Origin of the sequence: Spiroplasma tabanidicola (assembly GCF_009730595.1) — a bacterium.
Taxonomy (GTDB): Bacteria; Bacillota_I; Bacilli_A; order Mycoplasmatales; family Mycoplasmataceae; genus Spiroplasma_A; species Spiroplasma_A tabanidicola.
The window spans coordinates 1,031,592-1,052,960 of sequence record NZ_CP046276.1 but is presented as its reverse complement, the minus strand read 5'-3'; the positions used below and the strand labels follow the sequence as shown (position 1 = coordinate 1,052,960).

19 protein-coding genes are annotated in these 21,369 nt (G+C 25.4%); 14 read left to right on the top strand and 5 right to left on the bottom strand.

The window, feature by feature from the left end:
- Positions 1-143: 143 nt before the first annotated feature.
- From STABA_RS04675 to STABA_RS04645, 7 genes are all read left to right on the top strand, one after another.
- Positions 144-1,397 carry a DnaD domain protein gene (locus STABA_RS04675; protein WP_156007029.1) on the top strand — a complete coding sequence of 418 codons (1,254 nt, stop codon included), beginning with the start codon at positions 144-146 and terminating at the stop codon, positions 1,395-1,397.
- Complete coding sequence (locus STABA_RS04670; RefSeq protein ID WP_156007027.1) at positions 1,397-2,293, top strand: ATP-binding protein; 897 nt, start codon at positions 1,397-1,399, stop codon at positions 2,291-2,293. Before STABA_RS04675 ends, STABA_RS04670 begins: the two co-directional genes overlap by 1 nt.
- A gap of 117 nt (positions 2,294-2,410) precedes the next feature.
- On the top strand, positions 2,411-3,424 hold the full coding sequence (gap, locus tag STABA_RS04665) for a type I glyceraldehyde-3-phosphate dehydrogenase (RefSeq protein ID WP_156007025.1): 1,014 nt from the start codon (positions 2,411-2,413) through the stop codon (positions 3,422-3,424).
- A gap of 62 nt (positions 3,425-3,486) precedes the next feature.
- The gene (locus STABA_RS04660) at positions 3,487-3,990 is read left to right on the top strand and encodes a type II toxin-antitoxin system antitoxin SocA domain-containing protein (RefSeq protein ID WP_156007022.1); all 504 of its coding nucleotides are present in this window, start codon (positions 3,487-3,489) and stop codon (positions 3,988-3,990) included.
- 53 nt (positions 3,991-4,043) lie between these two features.
- Entirely contained in the window at positions 4,044-5,240 is a 1,197-nt protein-coding gene (locus STABA_RS04655; RefSeq protein WP_156007020.1) for a phosphoglycerate kinase, read from the top strand.
- A 63-nt stretch (positions 5,241-5,303) separates the two neighbouring features.
- The gene (locus tag STABA_RS04650) at positions 5,304-6,113 is read left to right on the top strand and encodes a hypothetical protein (protein WP_156007018.1); all 810 of its coding nucleotides are present in this window, start codon (positions 5,304-5,306) and stop codon (positions 6,111-6,113) included.
- Positions 6,114-6,131: 18 nt separating this feature from the next.
- Positions 6,132-6,881, top strand: a complete 750-nt coding sequence (locus STABA_RS04645) for a hypothetical protein (protein WP_156007016.1) — start codon at positions 6,132-6,134, stop codon at positions 6,879-6,881.
- Positions 6,882-6,938: 57 nt separating this feature from the next.
- Here STABA_RS04645 and STABA_RS04640 read toward each other — a convergent pair whose 3' ends face one another.
- The 4 genes from STABA_RS04640 to STABA_RS04625 form a co-directional block, all read right to left on the bottom strand.
- Complete coding sequence (locus STABA_RS04640; RefSeq protein WP_156007014.1) at positions 6,939-7,832, bottom strand: hypothetical protein; 894 nt, start codon at positions 7,830-7,832, stop codon at positions 6,939-6,941.
- Positions 7,833-7,918: 86 nt separating this feature from the next.
- Entirely contained in the window at positions 7,919-9,244 is a 1,326-nt protein-coding gene (locus tag STABA_RS04635) for a hypothetical protein (RefSeq protein WP_156007012.1), read from the bottom strand.
- Positions 9,245-9,305: 61 nt separating this feature from the next.
- Entirely contained in the window at positions 9,306-10,841 is a 1,536-nt protein-coding gene (locus STABA_RS04630; protein ID WP_156007009.1) for an APC family permease, read from the bottom strand.
- Between the two features lie 15 nt (positions 10,842-10,856).
- Positions 10,857-12,647, bottom strand: a complete 1,791-nt coding sequence (locus STABA_RS04625) for a ribonuclease J (RefSeq protein WP_156007007.1) — start codon at positions 12,645-12,647, stop codon at positions 10,857-10,859.
- 242 nt (positions 12,648-12,889) lie between these two features.
- On the opposite strand from STABA_RS04625, the gene STABA_RS04620 reads away from it, so the two are divergent.
- A complete protein-coding gene (locus STABA_RS04620) occupies positions 12,890-13,330 on the top strand; it encodes a hypothetical protein (RefSeq protein WP_156007005.1) in 441 nt (146 codons plus the stop codon).
- A 37-nt stretch (positions 13,331-13,367) separates the two neighbouring features.
- On the opposite strand, the gene def is transcribed toward STABA_RS04620, so the two are convergent.
- Positions 13,368-13,976, bottom strand: a complete 609-nt coding sequence (gene def, locus STABA_RS04615) for a peptide deformylase (RefSeq protein ID WP_156007003.1) — start codon at positions 13,974-13,976, stop codon at positions 13,368-13,370.
- A gap of 38 nt (positions 13,977-14,014) precedes the next feature.
- On the opposite strand from def, the gene rsmD reads away from it, so the two are divergent.
- The 6 genes from rsmD to STABA_RS04585 all read left to right on the top strand — a co-directional run bounded on the left by rsmD (position 14,015) and on the right by STABA_RS04585 (position 21,350).
- Entirely contained in the window at positions 14,015-14,623 is a 609-nt protein-coding gene (rsmD, locus tag STABA_RS04610) for a 16S rRNA (guanine(966)-N(2))-methyltransferase RsmD (protein WP_343031709.1), read from the top strand.
- Positions 14,624-14,751: 128 nt separating this feature from the next.
- Positions 14,752-15,636, top strand: coding sequence for a guanylate kinase (gene gmk / locus STABA_RS04605; protein ID WP_156006999.1), 885 nt, complete (start codon positions 14,752-14,754; stop codon positions 15,634-15,636).
- Complete coding sequence (gene rsmB / locus STABA_RS04600) at positions 15,623-16,888, top strand: 16S rRNA (cytosine(967)-C(5))-methyltransferase RsmB (protein WP_170264706.1); 1,266 nt, start codon at positions 15,623-15,625, stop codon at positions 16,886-16,888. Before gmk ends, rsmB begins: the two co-directional genes overlap by 14 nt.
- 46 nt (positions 16,889-16,934) lie before the next feature.
- Entirely contained in the window at positions 16,935-19,457 is a 2,523-nt protein-coding gene (locus STABA_RS04595) for a hypothetical protein (RefSeq protein WP_156006995.1), read from the top strand.
- Between the two features lie 68 nt (positions 19,458-19,525).
- On the top strand, positions 19,526-20,602 hold the full coding sequence (gene rlmN / locus STABA_RS04590) for a dual-specificity RNA methyltransferase RlmN (protein WP_156006993.1): 1,077 nt from the start codon (positions 19,526-19,528) through the stop codon (positions 20,600-20,602).
- Positions 20,589-21,350 (top strand): PP2C family protein-serine/threonine phosphatase, encoded by a 762-nt coding sequence (locus STABA_RS04585; protein ID WP_246157318.1) that lies wholly within the window; start codon positions 20,589-20,591, stop codon positions 21,348-21,350. The genes rlmN and STABA_RS04585 overlap by 14 nt, the downstream gene beginning before the upstream one ends.
- Positions 21,351-21,369: the final 19 nt, after the last annotated feature.

The window sequence follows — 21,369 nt, the reverse complement described above, 5'->3', positions numbered from 1 at the left end:
TGTGGATAAGTGTAAATAAACACTAAAGTAAAGGGTTTTTTGTTATTAGTTATCCACATTTTCAAGTCATTTTATTAAAAGTTATTAAACTTATTTATATTTTTTTTTATTTAAATATCATATAGGTGAAAGGTAATACTATCATGAGAAATTATACATATAAAGTAGTTTTAAAGAATAGAATTGATTTGTTAGATGACAAAGTTCTTTCTTACTTATATCAACCAATACTAGGTTTAAGAAGTGTTGCACTTTATAAGACATTATTTCATGAAGCAGAAGTCATTAAAGAGTTGAAAAAAACTGAAATATATGATGAAAAAAGATTATTAGACATATCTTTAATCTCTTCTGATAAATTAACCAAAGCAATCAAAAGACTTGAAGCTATGGGATTAGTTGTTACTCTAGAAAATAAAGCAAAAAACTCAATTATTTTTAATTTATACTCACCTTTAGAGCCGAAAGACTATTTTGCTAATCGTTTATTTAACGCTGCATTATTAGATAAAATTGGAGACAAAAACTATGAAATAGCAAAATTAACATTTAAAGAAGAAAATGATTTAAACGACAATGGTTATCAAAACACATCTTCAAAATTTTTAGAAGTATTTGAAGAGTTTAATAAAAAAATTGAAAATACAATTTGTAATGATTTTGAATTTAGACAAAATAAAACTAATGTTCTTTTAAAAGACTTAAACTTTGAAAGAATTATTAAAAAACTAGCAGAAAATAAAGTATATGTTTCAAAAGAAAATATTAAATTAAAAGAAGTTATTGAAGAAGTATATATTTCATATAGTTTAACTGAAGATATCATTGTTCAAGCTTTAATTAAAGCTTATGATGCTGAAAATGTTGACTTAGATATTGAAAAGTTTTATATTTCAATATCATCAAAGTACTTTGTTCATGAAGATACAAGTGAGTTGAAAGCGGAATTTGACCCAGAACTTAATAAGAAAAATAAAACAAATGCAAAAATTAAAGAAATGGAAACAATTGATCCGATCACATTTTTAGAATTATTAATGGGTGTTGATAATTTAGCTTTAGAAGAATTAGAAATAATTAGATCATTGAGAAGAGAACACAAACTTAGAGATGGTGTTGTAAACTGTTTGTTAGAATTTTCTTATTTAAAAAATGATTCAAAAATAGTAAAAAATTACTTATTAAAAATAGCAAAAACTATTAATGAACGTGGAATTACAAATGCAAAAGAAACAATGGAATATTTAAAATTGGCTAATAAAAAAAGTAATCCTAAAAAACCAATGTCTAGCAATTTTCATACTAAACTTTGAGAAGAAGAAATTAAAAAAGATACTTATATTTTAGAAGTCGATGAAAATATTAAAATTGACCCAACTCTTTGAGGTGACATTTAATGAGTCAAGATCTTGATATTTTAAAAAAAAATGAAGAATTAAAAAAGTTCATTGAAAAAAATAACATAAATGATGAAGTTTTAGAAACTAATTACCTTGTATTATCTCGCTTTATAGAGCAATTAGTGTATTGTTATGAAAAAGCACCTTTATCAGAGTGTAAACAACTAATACAGGGTCTTCAACCTAAGTTATCTTATGAAAATAAACAAATATATATCTCAACAACATATTGTAGTCATTGACAGTATGAAAATGAAAACTATAAATTAAAAGAAAATATAGTTTTTGCAGATTATGACATTTATAAAAATACTCAAAAAATATCTCAATTTTTAAAAGAAAACATTAATACTTTAAATCCTTCAATTAAGTATTTTTTAGAAAAAGCAAAAGAAATATTATTAAATAAAAATCCACAAAAAGGTGTTTATTTATGTGGTTCTCCAGGTATTGGCAAAACATATTTAATGAAAATACTTGCTAATTCATTCGCTTTTTTAGATAAGAAAGTAATTCTTGTTACTGTAAATAAACTTATTAAAACTGTAAAAGAAACATTTAATTCTAGCAATTCAAATGACTATAATAAATTCTTAGAACTTTGTACAAGAGTTGATGTATTGATATTAGATGACATTGGAGCAGAATTGGTGTCTAACTGAAGTAAAGATGATTTATTATTTGGTATATTAAACACAAGATTAGAAAATAATAAATTAACTTTTTTTACATCTAACTTTACATTAAACCAACTTGAAAAATTGTATTTAAAAAATATTCCATTAAACAATGACATGATAGATATTGAAAGAATTAGAACGACAAGAATTATTGAAAGAATTAAAGGATTAGCTGAACAACTTTCTATTAAAGGAGAAAATAAAAGGTACTAATAGAATATTTTCCAATTAATAAATAATTTGAAAAAACCTTTGGAAAAAAATATTTGTAAAATAACGTCCATTTTAAACAATAGGAATATAATAAAAATGTGAAAGGAAAACAGTTATATGAAAAAAATTGCAATTAACGGATTCGGAAGAATCGGACGTCTAGCATTTAGACAATTATTTTTAGAAAAGGATGTTGAAATCGTTGCTATTAACGACTTAACAGACTCTAAAACATTAGCATATTTATTACAATACGACTCAGCTCACAGAAGCTTTATGAAAGGTAAAGTTACAGCTAAAGAAGGAGCAATTGTTGTAGATGGAAAAGAAATTAAAATCTTAGCAGAAAAAGACGCAAGTCAATTACCATGAGGAAGTATGGGAGTTGATTTAGTAATTGAATGTACAGGATTTTATGTATCAAAAGAAAAATCACAGGCTCATATAGATGCAGGGGCAAAAAAAGTTATTATTTCTGCACCAGCAACAGGAGACTTAAAAACAATCGTATTTGGAGTTAACCACAAAACACTTGAATCAAGCGATCAAATTGTTTCAGCAGCTTCATGTACAACAAACTGTTTAGCACCTATGGCAAAAGTTATCAATGAAAAATTTGGAATCGTTAAAGGGTTAATGAACACAATTCATGCCGTAACAAACGACCAAAGATTATTAGATTTACCACACAGTGACTTACGTAGAGGACGTGCAGCAGCATGAAATATTATTCCAAGTAAAACAGGAGCAGCTGCAGCAGTGGGTAAAGTATTACCTGAATTAAATGGTAAATTAGATGGATTAGCATTACGTGTTCCTGTAATCACAGGATCAATTGTTGATTTAACATGTGAATTATCAAAAAACGCATCAGCAGAAGACATTAATAAAGCTATTCAAGAAGCTGTAAAAGCAGATAAAGATTTAGGACAAGCTTTAGAATACTCAGTAGACCCAATTGTATCAGGAGATATTATTGGATCACACTACGGATCAGTATTTGACTCAACATTAACAAGAGTTATGGAAGTTGAAGGAAAACAATTAGTTAAAGTATTCTCATGATACGATAATGAAAACTCATTTACATCACAATTCGTACGTACAATTAAATACATGCTATCTTTATAATATTTAAATAATTGTACAATAGACATATTTTCACGACGATTATATTAATGAGGAGTGATAATATGTTTTTTTATTCCAAATTAAGTTTTGTAAATTTTATACTAAATTTAATTGCAAAAATTAATAAAAAAATTAACTCAAAAATAACACAAATTCAAATTCAAAAAATAATTTATATAATATATGCTTATTTTTTAATATTTAAAAAACCAATCGCTAATATAAGTTTTGAAACTTGAAGATGAGGCCCTGTCATTTATGAGTTGTGAAAACAGCAAACTAAATATAAAGATAAAAATATTCCTTTAGAATTTGATAAAAATATAGATATTGAATATTTAAAGTTTGAAAAAGATTATCTAGTTTGTAAAAAAATCATTCATTTTATGCTTAATTTAAATTCTTGAGATATTGTACAAATTTGTCATGAACAAACACCTTGAAAGAACTTGTATAAACCAAACAAGAATATAAAAATAAAAGATGAAGATATAATAAAGTTTCATAATCAAAATCAAGATAACTTCTTTTGTTATTTAGATTTTATTGTTAATGATAAAAAATAAAAAAAATTATTATAATTGTTTTAAAATATTAATTGTAAGGAGATTATTTAAACATGAAAAAAACATTAAAAGACATAAAAGTTGCTGGTAAAACAGTTTTAGTTAGAGTTGACTTCAATGTACCAATCAAAGATGGAGTTATTGGAGATGACAACCGTATTAAAGCTGCTATGCCAACAATCAAATATCTTGTAGAACAAGGATCAAAAGTTGTTTTATTCTCACACTTAAGCAGAATTAAAGCAGAAGAAGATAAAGCTAAAAAATCTTTAGCACCAGTTGCAAAAAGATTAGAAGAAGTTGCAGGACAACCTGTTAAATTTGTTGCTCAAACTAGAGGAAGTGAATTAGAAAATGCTATTAAATCTTTAAATGGTGGAGAAATTTTATTATTTGAAAACACTAGATTTGAAGATGTTAAAGATGGTGAAGTAGTAAAATATGAATCAAAAAACAATGCCGAATTAGGAAAATATTGAGCAAGTTTAGGTGACGTATTTGTAAATGATGCATTTGGTACAGCACACCGTGCTCATGCTTCAAATGTCGGAATCGCATCAAACATTAGTGAAAGCTGTGTTGGATTTTTAGTACAAAAAGAATTAGAAATGTTAGCAAAAGGAATTGACTCTCCAGAACATCCATTCATAGCAATTATTGGTGGAGCGAAAGTTTCAGATAAAATTGGAGTAATTGATAACTTATTACAAAAAGCTGATAAAATTATTATTGGTGGAGGGATGGCGTATACATTCTTCAAAGCTTTAGGACACAATATTGGAAAATCACTATGTGAAGAAGATAAAGTTGATTTAGCAAAACAATATATGGATAAAGCAAATGGAAAAATAATCTTACCAATAGACTCAGCAAATGCACCAGAATTTAAAGATGTAAATCCATCATTTTCAGGAGTAGATTTACCTGATGATGTAATGGGATTAGATATTGGGCCGGACTCAATTAAATTATTTGAAGATACTTTAAAAGGGGCAAAAACTGTTGCTTGAAATGGACCAATGGGAGTATTTGAATTTGAAAACTTTAAAAAAGGTACAGTTGCAGTTTGTGAAGCGATTGCTAACTTACAAGAAGCATTTACTTTAATTGGTGGTGGTGATTCTGCTGCAGCTGCTATTCAAAATGGATTTGCAGAAAAATTCACACATATTTCAACAGGTGGAGGAGCTTCTTTAGAATATATGGAAGGAAAAACTTTACCAGGAGTTGAAGCAATCCAAAATAAATAATATTTAATTATAAAAGCATATTATATATGCTTTTTTTTATTTATACTTATTATGGTGATTGAAATGGCTAGAAAAGTTAGAGATTTAGAAAATTCAGGATGAATAACAAATATTTTTGTAATTGATGACTTTGTATATTTTACTGATGCTAACTTTAATAGCTCATATTCGAGTTTATATAAAATATCAAAGATAAACTTAATAGAAAATTTAAAAAATAAAGGGGATTTTGGGAGAAAATTTTTAGCAAATCCTTTAATAGAATATTCAAATGATGCAATTTTAATATCACAAAGTGATGTAGAATTTGTAAAAAAAGAAGATAACTATATTCAAAATTTTTTTAAGTTTAGAGAAAAAATATTTATAAGTTATTTAATTGATCAAAAACTATATACTCAGGTTTTTGATGAAAATAAAGAAAGAAAAAACATACAAGTATTATTAAATAATACAAATGGAATGGTTGGAAAAGTCGGGAAGGAAATTAGTTTATATGATGAAAATTTAAAAAAATTAAAAAACTATCAAATAGATATTTTAAGTTGCGTAGAATTTGAAAACAACTTTATAGTTTTAAAAAATAACTTTGAAGTATGATTATGCGATAAAGAATTTGAAGACATAGAATGTATTGATAATACAAAAGAATTTAAAAATATCTTTTATTTAAATAAAAATAATGTTTTAATTAGTTATAAAGATAGCAAAAGTACAATTGCTATAAATATCAAAGATAAAAACAAATTACAAATTATAGACAACTTTTTAATTAGAGCAGTTTTGTTAGATGATAATAATTTGCTAGTAAAAGTTATGTATGATAACAATGATAATATTAATATGAAAAGCTTATTAAAATTAATTTACTAAAAAAAAGGAGAGAAAGTTATGTCAATAATACCAGGTATATGAAATGATCAAAAAGATTTCATTCCATTTTGATGTAAAATAATTGTTGTTGTAGGAATTTGTTTTGCGATTTTAGTAATTTTAGTTTCTTTAACAATTTGAATATTGGTATATTTTAAAAGCTCAAAAAAACAAATTTCATTTTCTAATAAAAATTTATTCGATAAATTAAAAGCAAATTATAAATATATTGATTTAAAAATATATTATGGAACAGCAAAAAGATATAATAATCATTTTAATTACATAGCAAGTAAAGAAGAACTACATCTATCAAAAAAATTTGAAGAGTCAAGTAGTGGACAATCAGCAATGTTAGTTTTTTATAATTTTATAAGTATAATTGAATTAAAAGAAAAGAAGTCTAATTTTTGATCTAATTTAATTTTTAGTCAACTATTTTCTATAATTGGAACTTTTTTAAATATATTCATAGCAATTATTTCAAATTTTATTTCACCAGGTTATGAGATATTATTAGTAGGAGAATCATATGCTATTGTTTCTATAACTGGAGTAGTTTTAATTATGATTGGTTGAATGTGATGAACAATAGTTTTTATGAAATTAAATAAAAAAATTAAAGAGATTGCAGAACCAATTATTAAAGAAGATGATTTCAAATATATAATTAGTAATTTTAAACTATTAGCTTTATGTCCTTTTGGTATAAATACAACAGTTAAAAAAATTAGAAAAACTAGTAATCCAGAAATAGAAAGTAATTAATAAAAAGTTAATAAATTGGCACAAAAAAATCATATGTATTTCATATGATTTTTTTGACTAACCTTTTTTTCTTGAACTTAAATAATCTTCTTCTCTGCTTGCCAATTTTTGATATTGACCATATGTATAACCTTTTGGCGCTCATATTGATTTCATACAATTTGCAGCAGTATAGATTACAAAAAATTGCATTGCAATTCTTAGCAATATTAATGGAATTGTAAATATTGCTAATAATCCATCTCTTCTATTAAATATATCTGAAATTAAAGAGATTATATTTAAAACAGAAGCTATAATAACTCAAATTAATGAAATTGTACCAATAATTAAATTAATTGTTGATAAAATCATCATTCAAGTATATGCTGCTCCTTTTTTTTCAAAAGTTCCTTCTGTACTTTTTGCTGAAAATGTAGCAACATTTAATAATCCTCAAAATATCATAGCTCCAGAAATTGCAACAATTAAGATATTATATGTTTTAAAATCTCCATCCATAATTGATGAAATACCTGAGTTTTTTGCATATAATCCAATAAATGTTAACAATGTTACAAGACCAGTTGCTAAGAATGAGTATCCATAACCTCTAGATATTGAAACTCTTGGTGTTATTGTGGTTTGTACATTTGTATTTGGCAATTTCATTAGTAAATATGGTGTAATTAGTCCACCAACACTTAGTGAAAATAACATCAAAATATATCTGTTATTTGAAAAAGTGTCTTCATCTGATGTCATTGCAAAATATACTATATAAGAACTAAATGAAACGCTTAATGCACATGCAAAGACTATCAATGTCACAATTATTAATTCAATTTGTGGATCTAGATTTAACTTTTTATAATAATATAAAGCTTCTCCCATTCCAATTAAAGAAACAATGATACCAAAGATTGCAGAAACTATTGTTCAAGTCTTCACACCGCTAATACTTCTATTCATTTTGTCCCTCCCTCCATAATTAAATAATACACCAAATATTATATAAACACAAAAAAACTCCACTTATATAAGTAGAGTTTATAATGTTATTTTGCATATTCATCTTCACTAACATTTGCTTCTGGATCATAAGTAATTCCTGGTTCTAATTTACCATTTGCATCTTTAATAAGTTTAATGTTTTTTACTAATACAAAGTATGTTCCAGATGCCTTTTTATTAATTGTAACTTTAATATAGTAGTATTTTACTTTATTATAATCTAGGAAAAAACTACCTTGCATTGGATCAAGTTTTGGTTTGTATTGGCCATTTATTTGTTCAGCCTCGTGGAAAGTCATAACCCCTAAATCTTTATGTTCAATTCCCATTTTACTAATATTTTTATATCCTTTTTTAGATAAAGTGTAATATAAAAGTCTTTTTCTAGCATTTATTGAAGCTCTTGAAAGTCCATTAATATCATATAAACCAGTTGATTCATCATATTCACCATTATATAGTGGATCTAATTGTGTAACTATTCAACCAACTGATTGATTAGAATATTCATAGTAAGATAATCCATAAATGCTTGATTTATTATCTATATCATATCCGTCGATATCAACAACAATTAAGAAATGGCAAAATAGAGTATTTCTAAATGTAGTTAGAAAATCACTAACATGTTTAAAAGGGAAGTATGTTGGAAAAGATGACAATTTTATTTTTTTATATTCTTTTTTCTCACCATTTTCATTTGTAACTCTAAAACTTCCATAAATTGAAAAGTTATATTCGTCTTGTGCTATATTATTTAGATCATGTTCTATTAATAAGGTGTGAGAAAGTGTTTCAACTGTTTTTTCAGGATTTTGCTCAATTCCTTCAACTTTTCCTTGTAACATTGGACTTAATTTGTCTGGATTTAAATAGCTTTTTGCTTCAGGATAATCAAAGTATTCAACATTATCTCCAGTTCTTCTTCCGGCATTTTTGGAATAGTCATTAATAATATTTGTATCACTTGCATTGCTTCCTGAAATATTTGAAATTACTGCTTTTGCGAACTTTTGACCTTTTTGTCCAACATTATTTGCAGAAACATAACTATATATTTCTGCAAAAAAATCATTTAAAACATCTTTATTAAGGTTAATTGTTATGCTTTTATTTGTTTTTAAATATGTTTCAATATCACTTGCACTTTTATTGTCTTCGTTATTTGCTAATGACACATTATAACTAAAATCATTGTAAATTCAAACTGAGTTTTCTTCAGCAGTTTGTTGATCTTGATGATCATCTCCTGCATCTGCTAGCTGTTCAGATGGTGCACCTTGAGCTTTATTTATAATGTTATATGCAATTGGTCCAGCGGTTGCACCAGTTAATGCAAATGCTCCTAGTGATATTAATATTTTTTTCATAGCACACTTCCTTCCATTAATATAAATATATTATAACTAAACTATAAAAAAAACCAAACTATTATTTAGTTTGGTTTTCAACAATTACATAGCTTTTTTCATATTCTTGTAATTCTTTTTTTTCTGATTCATTTAATTTATTTATTGCTTTTTTATGATAAACATAATATAGCAATAGTGAAACTACAATTACTGCTACAAAGTATATTAATTGGAAAGTGCATTTAAATAATTTTTGTATATCTAAACTTCCATTTACATTAAGACTTGCATAATCAGCACCTATTCCATAGAAATATACTCCTACTATAAATAATAAGAATAATAGTGTAATTGATCATCCAATGTATTCTCAAATATGTACTTTCATATTTTTTTTGATTCCATGATAAATTGCAACAGGCAATATTGTCATATAAATTGCAATTAATAAGATGGAACCGACACTAGCTAAGGTTGCATAGTCAAATGGAGTTGGTTTTTTTGTAAATCCTTGAACAATATCTGGTATAAATATAAACATTACACATGCAATTATAAATACTATAAAGTTCACTAGCACACCAGCTACTGGTATTTTTTCTTTATTTTCTTTTGCAAATGCTTTTGGTAAAAACTTTTGTTTTGCAAGAGGTTCTAAAGTTGCTCCTCCAAATAATGAAACTTGTAAAGTTGAGTTAAATCTCATTAATATAGTACAAATTATTACTATTATTCTTCCAAATGTTTGTAAAAATGAACTATTTAAACTTTTAAATATTTGTAAATTCGGGTTTTGTTCAAATCCTTCTGAAGCAGGTACTGCTAACATTACAATTAGTGTAAATACACTATAGAACAATGTCGCTAAAACAATTATTACAATAATTGAAATAGGTACATTTTTCTGTCTATTTTTTATATTTTTTCCTGATGTAATACAAGTTTCTAATCCACAAAAGGCAAAAAACATACTTGTAAAAGTTGTTGCAAAATTACTCATAGTTATTTTTGTTGCATATTCTGATAAGCCCTTACTTCCAGCTTTAAGATTTGTTGTAGCACCAATTATTCCAAAAATAACTAAACCAAGAGTTATAATTCATGTTAAATATGCTATACAAGTAGAAGCTATTTTATATTTTTTAACTCCTAAAAATACAATTGAAGTTGCTAAACAACATAATCCAAATGCTATTAAATCTAAATATAAACTTCCAAAACTTCCTCAAATTCCAAAACTTCCATCTTCTTTGATTCCTGCTAAGTCATCAAAATTTAATCTAACCATACTAACTAATAAGTTAACTCCAATTGCTGGAATAACTGCATAGTTAAGCATTCCCATAAATAAGCCTCAAAATTTTCCAAAGGCGGTTCTAACATATTGACCACCTCCGCCATTTGCTTCTGGATGAATTTGTACTAATCTTGCAAAGGTTCATGCACACATATATGCTATAAATCCTTCTATTAAAAATATTCAATAAATATGGTTTCCGACGCTCGCCTTGCCTAAAACCGTACTAAAACTAGCAGTGTAGGTTATACCTGCTATAAAACTAAAACCTATTCATATTATATTGAATAGACTCAGTTGTTCACTTTTCTTTTTCATAATATTAATATCTTTCTATTTAATATCCATTTTTTTATTTAAAATAACTGGAATAATTAATGGATTTCTTCTTTTATATCTAAAAATAAAAGGGGATAAAGTTTCTTTAACTGCAGCTTTTATTGCTCCAAATGTTGGTTTAGGAGAACTTAAAACTCCTAATACAGCATTGGTAACAATATTAATTGATTCTGCAATTACATTTCCACTATCTCTAACATAAAAACTTCCCCTTGACACAATTCTAGGTGGAGCTAATAGCTTATTTTCTTGTGAGTCAATTGAGATAATGACAGCCATTAGTCCATCTCTACTTAAAATATTTCTTTCTCTAATGATGTTACTTGCTTTTCCAGTCATATCTTTTCCATCAATAAAAATAGCTTCTGCTGGAATACGTTTTCCAAGTTCTGCAACCCCATTATGTAATAAGATTTGATCTCCATTTGCAATAACAAAAACATTGTGAGGTTTAACATTAACCTTAACTGCTGTTTCTCCATGCACTTTAAGCATTCGATACTCTCCATGCATTGGCATAAAGCATCTAGGTTTTAGCAATGTGAACAATAGTTTTTGTTCTTCTTGACTTGCGTGACCTGATGTATGGATTTTTTGCTCTCCATTATTTTCAATAACAATTGCACCTATTTTTGTTAATTTATTAACAACATTTTCAACATCAGCTCTATTTCCTGGAATTGGAGATGAAGACATAATAACAGTATCTCCTGGAATTAATTTAACAGCAGGATGTTCTTGTCTTGCGATTCTTGATAAAGCAGCCATCGGTTCTCCTTGACTTCCTGTACATAAAATCATAATTTGATTTTTTGGATAATTATCAATTTCATTTTGTTTAATAAACATTTTGTCATTAATATTTAAATGCCCCATTTGACGAATAATTTTGATAATTCTTTCTAAACTTCTTCCAAATACAACAATTCTTTTACCATACTTATTTGCTAGTTCGATGATATGTTGAATACGGTGAACGTTAGATGCAAATGATGCAATAATGATTCTTCCTTTTGCTTTTAAAAAATGTGCATCAATATTTTGAATTACTTTTCTTTCTCCAAGAGTATATCCTTCAACTTCTGCGTTAGTTGAATCTGACATTAATAATTCGATTCCTTCATTTCCTCATTGTGAAAGTCTTTGGATATTTGCAGAGTGTCCTAATGGAGTTCAATCAAATTTATAATCTCCAGTTGAAAAAATAGCCCCATTCGGTGTTGTAATATGTATTCCAAATGCATCAGGAATTGAGTGGTTAACTGCTGCAAACTGAATAGTCATATGTTTTGTTTGATAGACATCATCTTCTATATATTCTTTAACAACAGTTTTATTTGTTAATTTATATTCTTTTAATCTATCTCTTACTAAAGCTGCTGCTAGTTCTGGAGCATAAATTACAGGTACATCTACTTGTTGTAATAGATAAGGTATTCCTCCTATGTGATCTTCATGTCCATGTGTTATAAATAAAGCTTTAATTTTTTTGTTATTATCTGCTAAGTAACTATAATCTGGAATTACTGCACTTACTCCTAATTGAGTTGCATCTGGAAACTTAACTCCAGCATCAATAATTATAATTTCATCATCATATTCGATACAATAAGTATTTTTACCAACTTCTTCAAGTCCTCCAAGAGCAAAAACTTTTGTAGGAAAAGGTGCTACATCAAACTTCTTTTTAATTGGTTTGCCATTACTATTAATTTTTTTAACTTCTATTTTCGCTTCTAAATCAGCAACTAAACTTGCTACTTTGGTGTTATTTTTATTATCCATAAAACTAATTCTCTCTCCTAAAAAAACTAGAAAATCTACTTTAAAAAAAATATATTATAAAAATTTTTTATGATCGATTAATGATATTAAAACAAGATTTTCATTATTAATATTTTATCAAAGTTTCTTATTTTTTTATCTTTTTTTATTTATTTAAAACTATTTTTCAAAATTTTATAATTTTTTTTTATATATTATATAATTAAAAAGATAAGAGTAATGAAGGAGGGTTTTTAATTAGGATGGAAAAAAGAAATTTTACTTTACCCAAAATATATAATGTAAAAACACTACCCTTGATTGTTCTCAGTGTTTTTAATGGGGTTTTAAAAGTGATTGCAACCATTGCATTTGCATATTGTATATATTTTTATTTTAGAAGTTCAATACCATATAAAAAACAACATGTTGGCATACTAATAATGTCTTGTTCGGTAGCAGGAGCAATATTTTGCTTAAATTTATTGATTAATAATTATTTACTAAATGTCATGTGCTTAGATACAAAAGACCAGTTCGGGGATTTTCAATTAGAATTTTTAGCTAAAAAAATCGTATATATTCCATATTTAGGATCATTTCTAATGATATTTATTTTGAAAGATAAAGTCGCATTAATAAATAAGTATAAAAATATCTATCGACAAGATTTTAAGGTTAACCCAAACTTGGCGACCAAATAAAAAATAACTGCCATATGGTAGTTATTTTTTGTATTATCTAAACTTGAATTCAATCTTCTTCTAGTTTATAAGGATCCTCTTTATTGATTCTGTCGTAATATAGTTTTCCAACATTATGTTCGATTTCGTGTTGAAACACAATTGCTTGATAACCTCTTAATGTAAGTTCGATAGTTTTTTTAGTTAATCAATCATAACCCCTTATTTTAATTTTATAACTTCTTGGAACAAGACCTTGATGGTCTTTATCAACACTTAAGCATCCTTCACCGCCTTTTAAATATGTAATTTGTTCACTTTTAGCAATAATTTTAGTATTAATCATTGCAAATTCTTCAATGTCACCAGTTTCTTCATCTCATTCAAACCTTGTAAAAAACATATTTGTGTTACTTCCGATTTGAGGAGCTGCAAGACCAACTGCAGGTCTTAGATAATCTTCTTTTCCTTTAACGTTTAATTCAGGATCTTGAGAATATCTAACAAAATCAATTAATTTTTTCATAACTAGTTCATTTTCTTCATTTAAGGGTAATTCTACATCAACACTTGTATTTCTAATTACTTCTGGTTGACTGTCTTTTCAAAGTCATTTATTTGTAGGAATCTCTTTTTGTAATAAATCTTTTTCTAAATCTAGTTTCATATTAATTACCTCATTATTTGATTATATAGTAATAAAAATTATTTTTTTGATATATTAAGTATATAAGAAAAGAGATTGATTTTATGCGAGTTATAAGCGGTAAATATCGAGGTAGAATGTTAAAAACTATTGAAGGAAAGAATACAAGACCTACATCTGCTCGTTTAAAAGAAGATATTTTTAATATATTAAATAATTATTTTATATTTGAAAATAAAACTTCTTTAGATTTATTTGCAGGAAGTGGAGCATTAAGTATCGAATGTTTAAGTAGAGGAATTAAATTTGCTTATATAAATGATACTTATAAACAAATTTTGCCAATTATTAAAGAGAACTTAGCTAAAATTGATGAATCAAATTATAAATTAAGTTCAATAGACTATTTAAGTTTATTAAAATATCTTGATTTAAATCAAAAAAAAATAGATTTAATCTTTATTGATCCTCCATATGGAGAAATTGATTATTATAATCAAGCATTAAACTATTTAAAAAATTCAAATCTATTAAATAATTATGCAATAATTGTTGTTGAGTGTGAAAAACCTATCGAAAATGAATATATAAATAAATTTGTGTTATTAAAGCATAAAGTTTTTAAAAATAAAAATCTTTATGTATTAAGATTAGAAAACGATAGTTAAAATAATATAGATAAAGATTTTTATGAGAATAATATCAATATAAATATGATATATTAAAATTGAATACAAATATAATTACAAGTTGGTATTTTTTTAAAAAAAAGAAAAAAACTAGAAAGATGATATCTATGGAATCAAAAAAAGGAAAAATGATAATTTTATCAGGACCTTCAGGTGTAGGAAAGGGAACGATTAACAAGGAGTTAAGAAAAGATAAAAGTCTTAATTTAGTTCAATCTGTTTCTATGACAACAAGACCTCCAAGACCAGGAGAAGTTGATGGAGTAGATTATTTTTTTGTTGATAAAGAAACATTTAAAGATGCAATTCAACATGATGAATTAATTGAGTATGCAGAATTTATTGGAAATTTCTATGGAACTCCTAGGAAGACTGTGTATGAAAGAATTGGAAACGGGGAAAATGTAATTTTAGAAATTGAAGTTGTAGGAGCAACCCAAGTTTTGAAAAAAGAAAAACAAGAAAATTTAGTATCAATATTTTTAATGCCACCAAGTTTAAAATCTTTAGAACAAAGATTGAGAAGAAGAGGAACAGAAAAAGAAGAAATTATTAAACAAAGATTAGATAAAGCGCTTTTAGAAATTCCTTTAAAACATAAGTACAAATATGTAATTGAAATAGATACAGTAGAAAATGCTGTTGAAAAAGTAAAAGATGTTTTAATGAAAGAAGAGACATTAGAAGTTTCGAAATATTATAGTAAATATCACGTTTTAAGAAAAGAAGTAAATACAGTTGTCAAACAAAGTTACATGTTTTTTGTAGACAACTGAAGAGAAAATGTTGAAAGAATAAATACTATAAGAATTCCTGATGGATTTGATTTTAAAAATTATTTAGTAGATATTTTGACAAATAAAATATATTCTCATGTTTTAGCAAATGAAGAATTGTCTGTTATTGAAAGTAAAGAATTTATTGAAGCAATCATTGAACATTTAATGATTGATGTTAACTTCTTTAGTATTGAACAAAATGCATTCCAATAATGCAAGATTAATTTCATTAAATATTTTATATGGTGTATTTAAAGAGGACAAACAACCAAATAAACTATTAAATGAATTAAGCAACACAAAGGCTATGTCAAAATCAGACATAGCCTTTGTGTTTAAAATGGTATATGGTACAATTCAATATAAAATCTATCTAGAATATGTTGTTAATAAAATTATTAAGCCTAATAAAACTAATTATAAAATTCAATTATTATTATGATTAAATCTTTATCAAATTAAGTTTTTAAATACACCTCAATACTCTGTTAATAATGAAGCGGTTGAAGTTGCTAAAATTATTGATAATAATCTAGCTGGTTTTGTTAATGCAACAACAAAAAAATTAGCAAACTTAGATTTATGAAAAGTTGATATAAAAAATAATCAAAATAAAATTCCACTAGAATATGGCTTTCCATTTTGATTGTATAAAAGTTTAGAGCAAGATTATTCAAAAGAAATAGCTTTACAAATTGTACAAAGTTCGAATAATCAAACTATGTTTAGTTTTAGAGTTAATGAAAATAAAATATCACAAATTGAATTCGAAAAACTATACAAACATAAATTTAATTTAAAAAAATCTAAAATCGCAAAAAATTGCTATCTTACAGATTTCAATATTATTAATACACAAGTATTTGACCAAGGCTTAGTTTTTATACAAGATGAAACAAGTATATTAGCAGTTGAATTATTAGATCTTGAAAAGCAATCAAAAGTTATTGATATGTGTTGTGCTCCAGGTGGAAAATTAAGTTATATAGCTTCATTAGTTGATAAAAAAAACCTTGTTGATGCTTTTGAAATTAATGAAAATAAAAAAAATATAATTTATAGTAATTTAAATAGACTTGGTATAAATAATGTAAATATAGAATTTAAAAGTGCCTTGAATATAAATAAAAAGTATGAGCGGATTTTATTAGATGCTCCTTGCTCTGGATTTGGGGTATTAAAAAGAAAACCAGATATAAAATTAAAAAAATTTAGCAAAAAAGATATGGATGCTCTTTATCAATTGCAATTTGATTTACTTCAAAAAGGTTTTGAACATTTATTAGATGAAGGAATTTTAGTTTATTCAACTTGTACAATAAATAAAAAAGAAAATCAAAATCAAATTAAAGTTTTTTTAGATAATAATAAAAATGCAAAATTAATTTTCGAAAAACAATTTTTTGGTTTTGAAGGAAATAATAATGGATTTTATATTGCTAAAATTAAAAAACTAAAAAAATAAGATACTTTTTAAATTTTTCTAACGATTAATATAATGGGAGGATTATATGGGAAAATTTAAAAAGTTTTTAATATCAATTTTAGGATTTTCGGGATTATCAATTGGTGCAGTTTCAACAAGTGGATATTCTAAAAATTATAATATAGAGAATAAAGATGAAATGAAGAAATATGATTACACTAAAAATGAAAGTGTAAAGCAAATAGATGATTCATTCTATCAAAAAACAATCGAGGTTAGTTCTAAGTTTATAATAACTAGTATTTATAATGATAGTAGTCAAGATTACGATAAAGCAGTTGAGTTTGATGGAACAAATTATTACGCAAAAAGAACATTTGATATAACAATAAGTCTAAAAGATTTAGGAATAATGAGTTTAGTAAATTACTTTGAATATTCAGATATTGATTTAAGTTTTTTATCTACGTCAAAGTATAAAGATGTTCCAGATACTCATACTCGTAACGCTATAGCTTTTGATAATAAAGATTATAGTTTTGATATAAATTTAAAAAAACAGCAAAAATATAAACAAATAGTTTATGAAACTTCAATATACAATAAATTTTCATTGCAATATTCTCAATATAAATTGAATTTTAAAATAGAAAGAACAAATGAAAAACTAGATGCTTTTAGAATTTCAGGAACTTATGAATATGAAAGAGAGTTAAGTGATTTTAGTAAAAATATTAAAATGTTACAACCTAAATTTAGTTCTCTATTTTTAGAAAATATAAAATTAACTTTTCTTACTAAAGATCCATCAATTAAAGCTGATGTTGTGCAATTAAAAAGACTTGATTTAGGGCAAAAAAGATTTGGCTATGATTTAATAAATAGAAGTTATCGAGATAAATATATGCAAGGATGAATTGATAGGTTTTCAGTACTCCATGGAGGTTTATTAGATTATTCTTATATTGAAAACGGTAAAGATTATAAAGTAGATCAAATTTTAAATGTATTTTATAGGGATTTCAAAACTAAAATAGTAGTTAAAACTTCTTATCTTTATCATATTGAAGATAAATTTGATGCATGATTTTTTGCAATAACAGGAAATTATGATAATTATATTGAAAGATTTAAATATTATATAGAAAGTAGATATGATTTTGTAGCAAGTACATTCAAATTATCTTTTATGCCAAATAGTCCAGAAGAAATAAAATTTAAGCAAATTGCTAATCGTGAAATATGAGAACATATGACTTTTTATTACTCCATTGAAGATAATGCTGGAAATAAAATAAGTAAAGCTTCTGTTATAGCTGCTTATTGTGAGCAAAGTGATAAAAATGCAAAACTAAAAACTTTTGATCAAGTTGTTTATAAAAAATTTCAAGTTAAAAAAAATAGTAGTAGTTTAAAAATTGTAAATGAAGATGATAAAGAATACAAAAATCTAGTTAAAAAAGATATCAAATTAAGCGTATATGATTTAACTTTGAATGTTGGTGAAGAGAAGTTAGTTGTTGTTGAAAATATGGATGAACTTAAAAATTTTTATATTAAAAGTAGTGATGGGTTAATGGTTAAAAATGAATCTGATAATAAATTTTATGTAACTTTAGATTTTGAAATAAATACTTGTTTAGTGTTTGATGCATATAATGCAAAAGATTTTGCAATTGTAAATGTTCATATGATTCATCATGAAGATTATAGTTTTAGAATGAATAAAACTTATTTCGAAGTTCAGCAAGGTAAAAAACAAATGTTTGAATTTAGTTGAATTAATAGCAAAGACAGTGTTTCGGTATACAATACAAATAAAGATTTGGAAGTTTATGTAGAAAAAAAAGTATTTTTTGTTTATGCTAAAAAAATGGGTGAGTATAAAGTAAAGTTTATATCGCAAAAACAAAAAGTAGAAATAGAAGTAAATATTAAGTGTGTAGAAAGTGAAATTGATTATTTTTACTATACTAATTTTTATGTTATAGAAGGTAAAAAAAATCTTGAAATAAAATTAGTTAATTTAGAGCAGGTTAATAAGGACTTATTAAAAGTTGAATCTAATGATAAAGATGCAATTTATAGTAACGGTAAATTATTTTATACTTGTGTAAATGAAAAAAAAATAACTTATACAATTATGTATAAAAATAAAAAAACTTATTTTGATATATTTTCATTTGATAAATTAGAATATGATGACCCAATCGATTTTTATAATATAGAAAAAGAATTTGAAATTGATTTGAATAAATACTTCGTAGATGTAAACACTATAACAGCACATTGAGAAAGATTTGGTAATAAAATAATTGTTAATTATAAAGTTAAAGAGCAAAAAGAGTTGAAATTATTTACAAGAGCAGGACGTGTTTTAACATACAATTTAAAAATTAATAAAAAAAACAATGATGAACAACAAAACCAATCAGATAATAAGGAAGATAATAACAGTGATAATAAATCAATAGATGATCAAGTAGATGTTGCTAAAACAAAAATAAGTTTTTTTATAAAATATGGTATTGCAATTATTATTGCTAGTTTAGTTATTATAATCTCGTCAAGTTTATTATTACTTAAAAATAGCAAAAAAAGAAAATAAGAAGCAATCTTAAAACCTAAAACTAATTAATAGTTAAATGTGTTAAAATTTGTTATGGAGTTATTTATATGGGAACAAAAAGCATTTTTAATTATTCAATTCAAGATTTACAAGAAATTTTAGTAGCAAATGGTTTTAATAAATTTGCAGCACAACAGATATTTGACTGAATATATGTAAAATTAGAAACTGATTTTAATAATATGTCAAATTTAAAAAAAGATTTAAGAGATTATTTAATGAGTAATTTTAATGCAAACCCTTTAAAAAGTTTAGTAGTTGAAGAATCGAAAGATGGAACTATAAAAATATTATTTTTATTAGATGATAAAAAAACAATTGAAACTGTTTTAATGCCTCAAAAGTATGGACAATCAGTATGTGTGACAACTCAAGTTGGTTGTAAAATGGCTTGTAAGTTTTGTGCTTCTGGTTTAATAAAAACAGAAAGAAACTTAGAAACAAATGAAATAGTTAGACAAATTTTTACAATGAATCAAATTTTAAAAGAAAAATTTAAAGATGATCTATCTAATCCAAGGTCTAGAGTAAGCCATATTGTTGTAATGGGAATTGGAGAACCAATGGATAATTTTGAAAATGTTATGAAGTTTATTGAGATAATCAATGAAACAAAAGGTTTTCAAATTGGTGCAAGACACATTACAATTTCAACATGTGGTGTTGTTCCAAAAATAATTGAGTTTGCAGATATGAAAACACAAATAAATTTAGCTATTTCATTACATGCTTCAAATAATGAAGTAAGAAGCTCAATGATGCCAATAAATAAAGCATATCCGATTGAAAAATTGCTAGATGCAGTTAGTTATTATATAGAAGCAACTAATAGAAGAATAACATTTGAATATATTTTAATAGAAGATGTAAATGATAAAAAAGAACATGCAGTTGAATTGGCAAGATTAATTAGAGGTATGAATGCTTATGTGAATCTAATTCCATATAATGAAGTAAAAGAAAACCCATATAGAAAATCAACAAAGATTGATACTTTTTTTAAAATCTTAAAAAAAGAAGGAATCAATGCAATTGTTAGAAAAGAATTTGGTGCAGATATTGATGCTGCTTGTGGTCAATTAAGAGCAAAAAGAGAAGGGGTATTCAAAAATGATGAAGTTTAATTTTGCGAAACTATCAGAAGTTGGAAATTATAGAAAATCAAATCAAGATTTTTTGGATTTCGCTATTAATAAAGATGGTGCTGCTTTTGGAATAGTTTGTGATGGTATGGGTGGTCATGCTCATGGAGAAATCGCATCAAAAATGGCAGTAGAAAAATTCATTGACTTATTTAAAGAACATAGTTTTAAAGGTGAAAATCAAAAAACAATCAATCGCTGATTGAGAAATTGTATAAGTGAAATTTTAAATGAAATGATTGAATATTCAAATGAGGATTTTTCCACAAAAGATATGGGGACAACTTTAACAGCAATTCTATTTACAGAAATTGGTGGATTTGTTATAAATATTGGGGATTCAAGAACTTATAAATTGGTTGACAATAAGTTATTTCAAATTACACAAGATCAAAACTTATGAAATTCAACTCCTGAAGCAGAAAGAAAAGATATTCAAATGTCTGGATTATATGAAAGAGCAAATGATATTACATTTTGAAAAGTTTTAACTAGTGCATTGGGACCACAAAAGACTCTTAAAATAGATACTTATTATATCGAAGCACCATTAGGAACATATATTTTAACAACAGATGGAGTTCACGATTATATTGATGAAGATATGGTTGCAGCAATTTTATCTAATAAAAAAGTTAAATTAAAAGATAAAGGTCAAGAAATTATAGAAGATGCAAAAGATAACGTTTCTACTGACAACTTATCAATTTTGCTTATTGAAGCAGAGTAATAATTTACTTTGCTTTTTT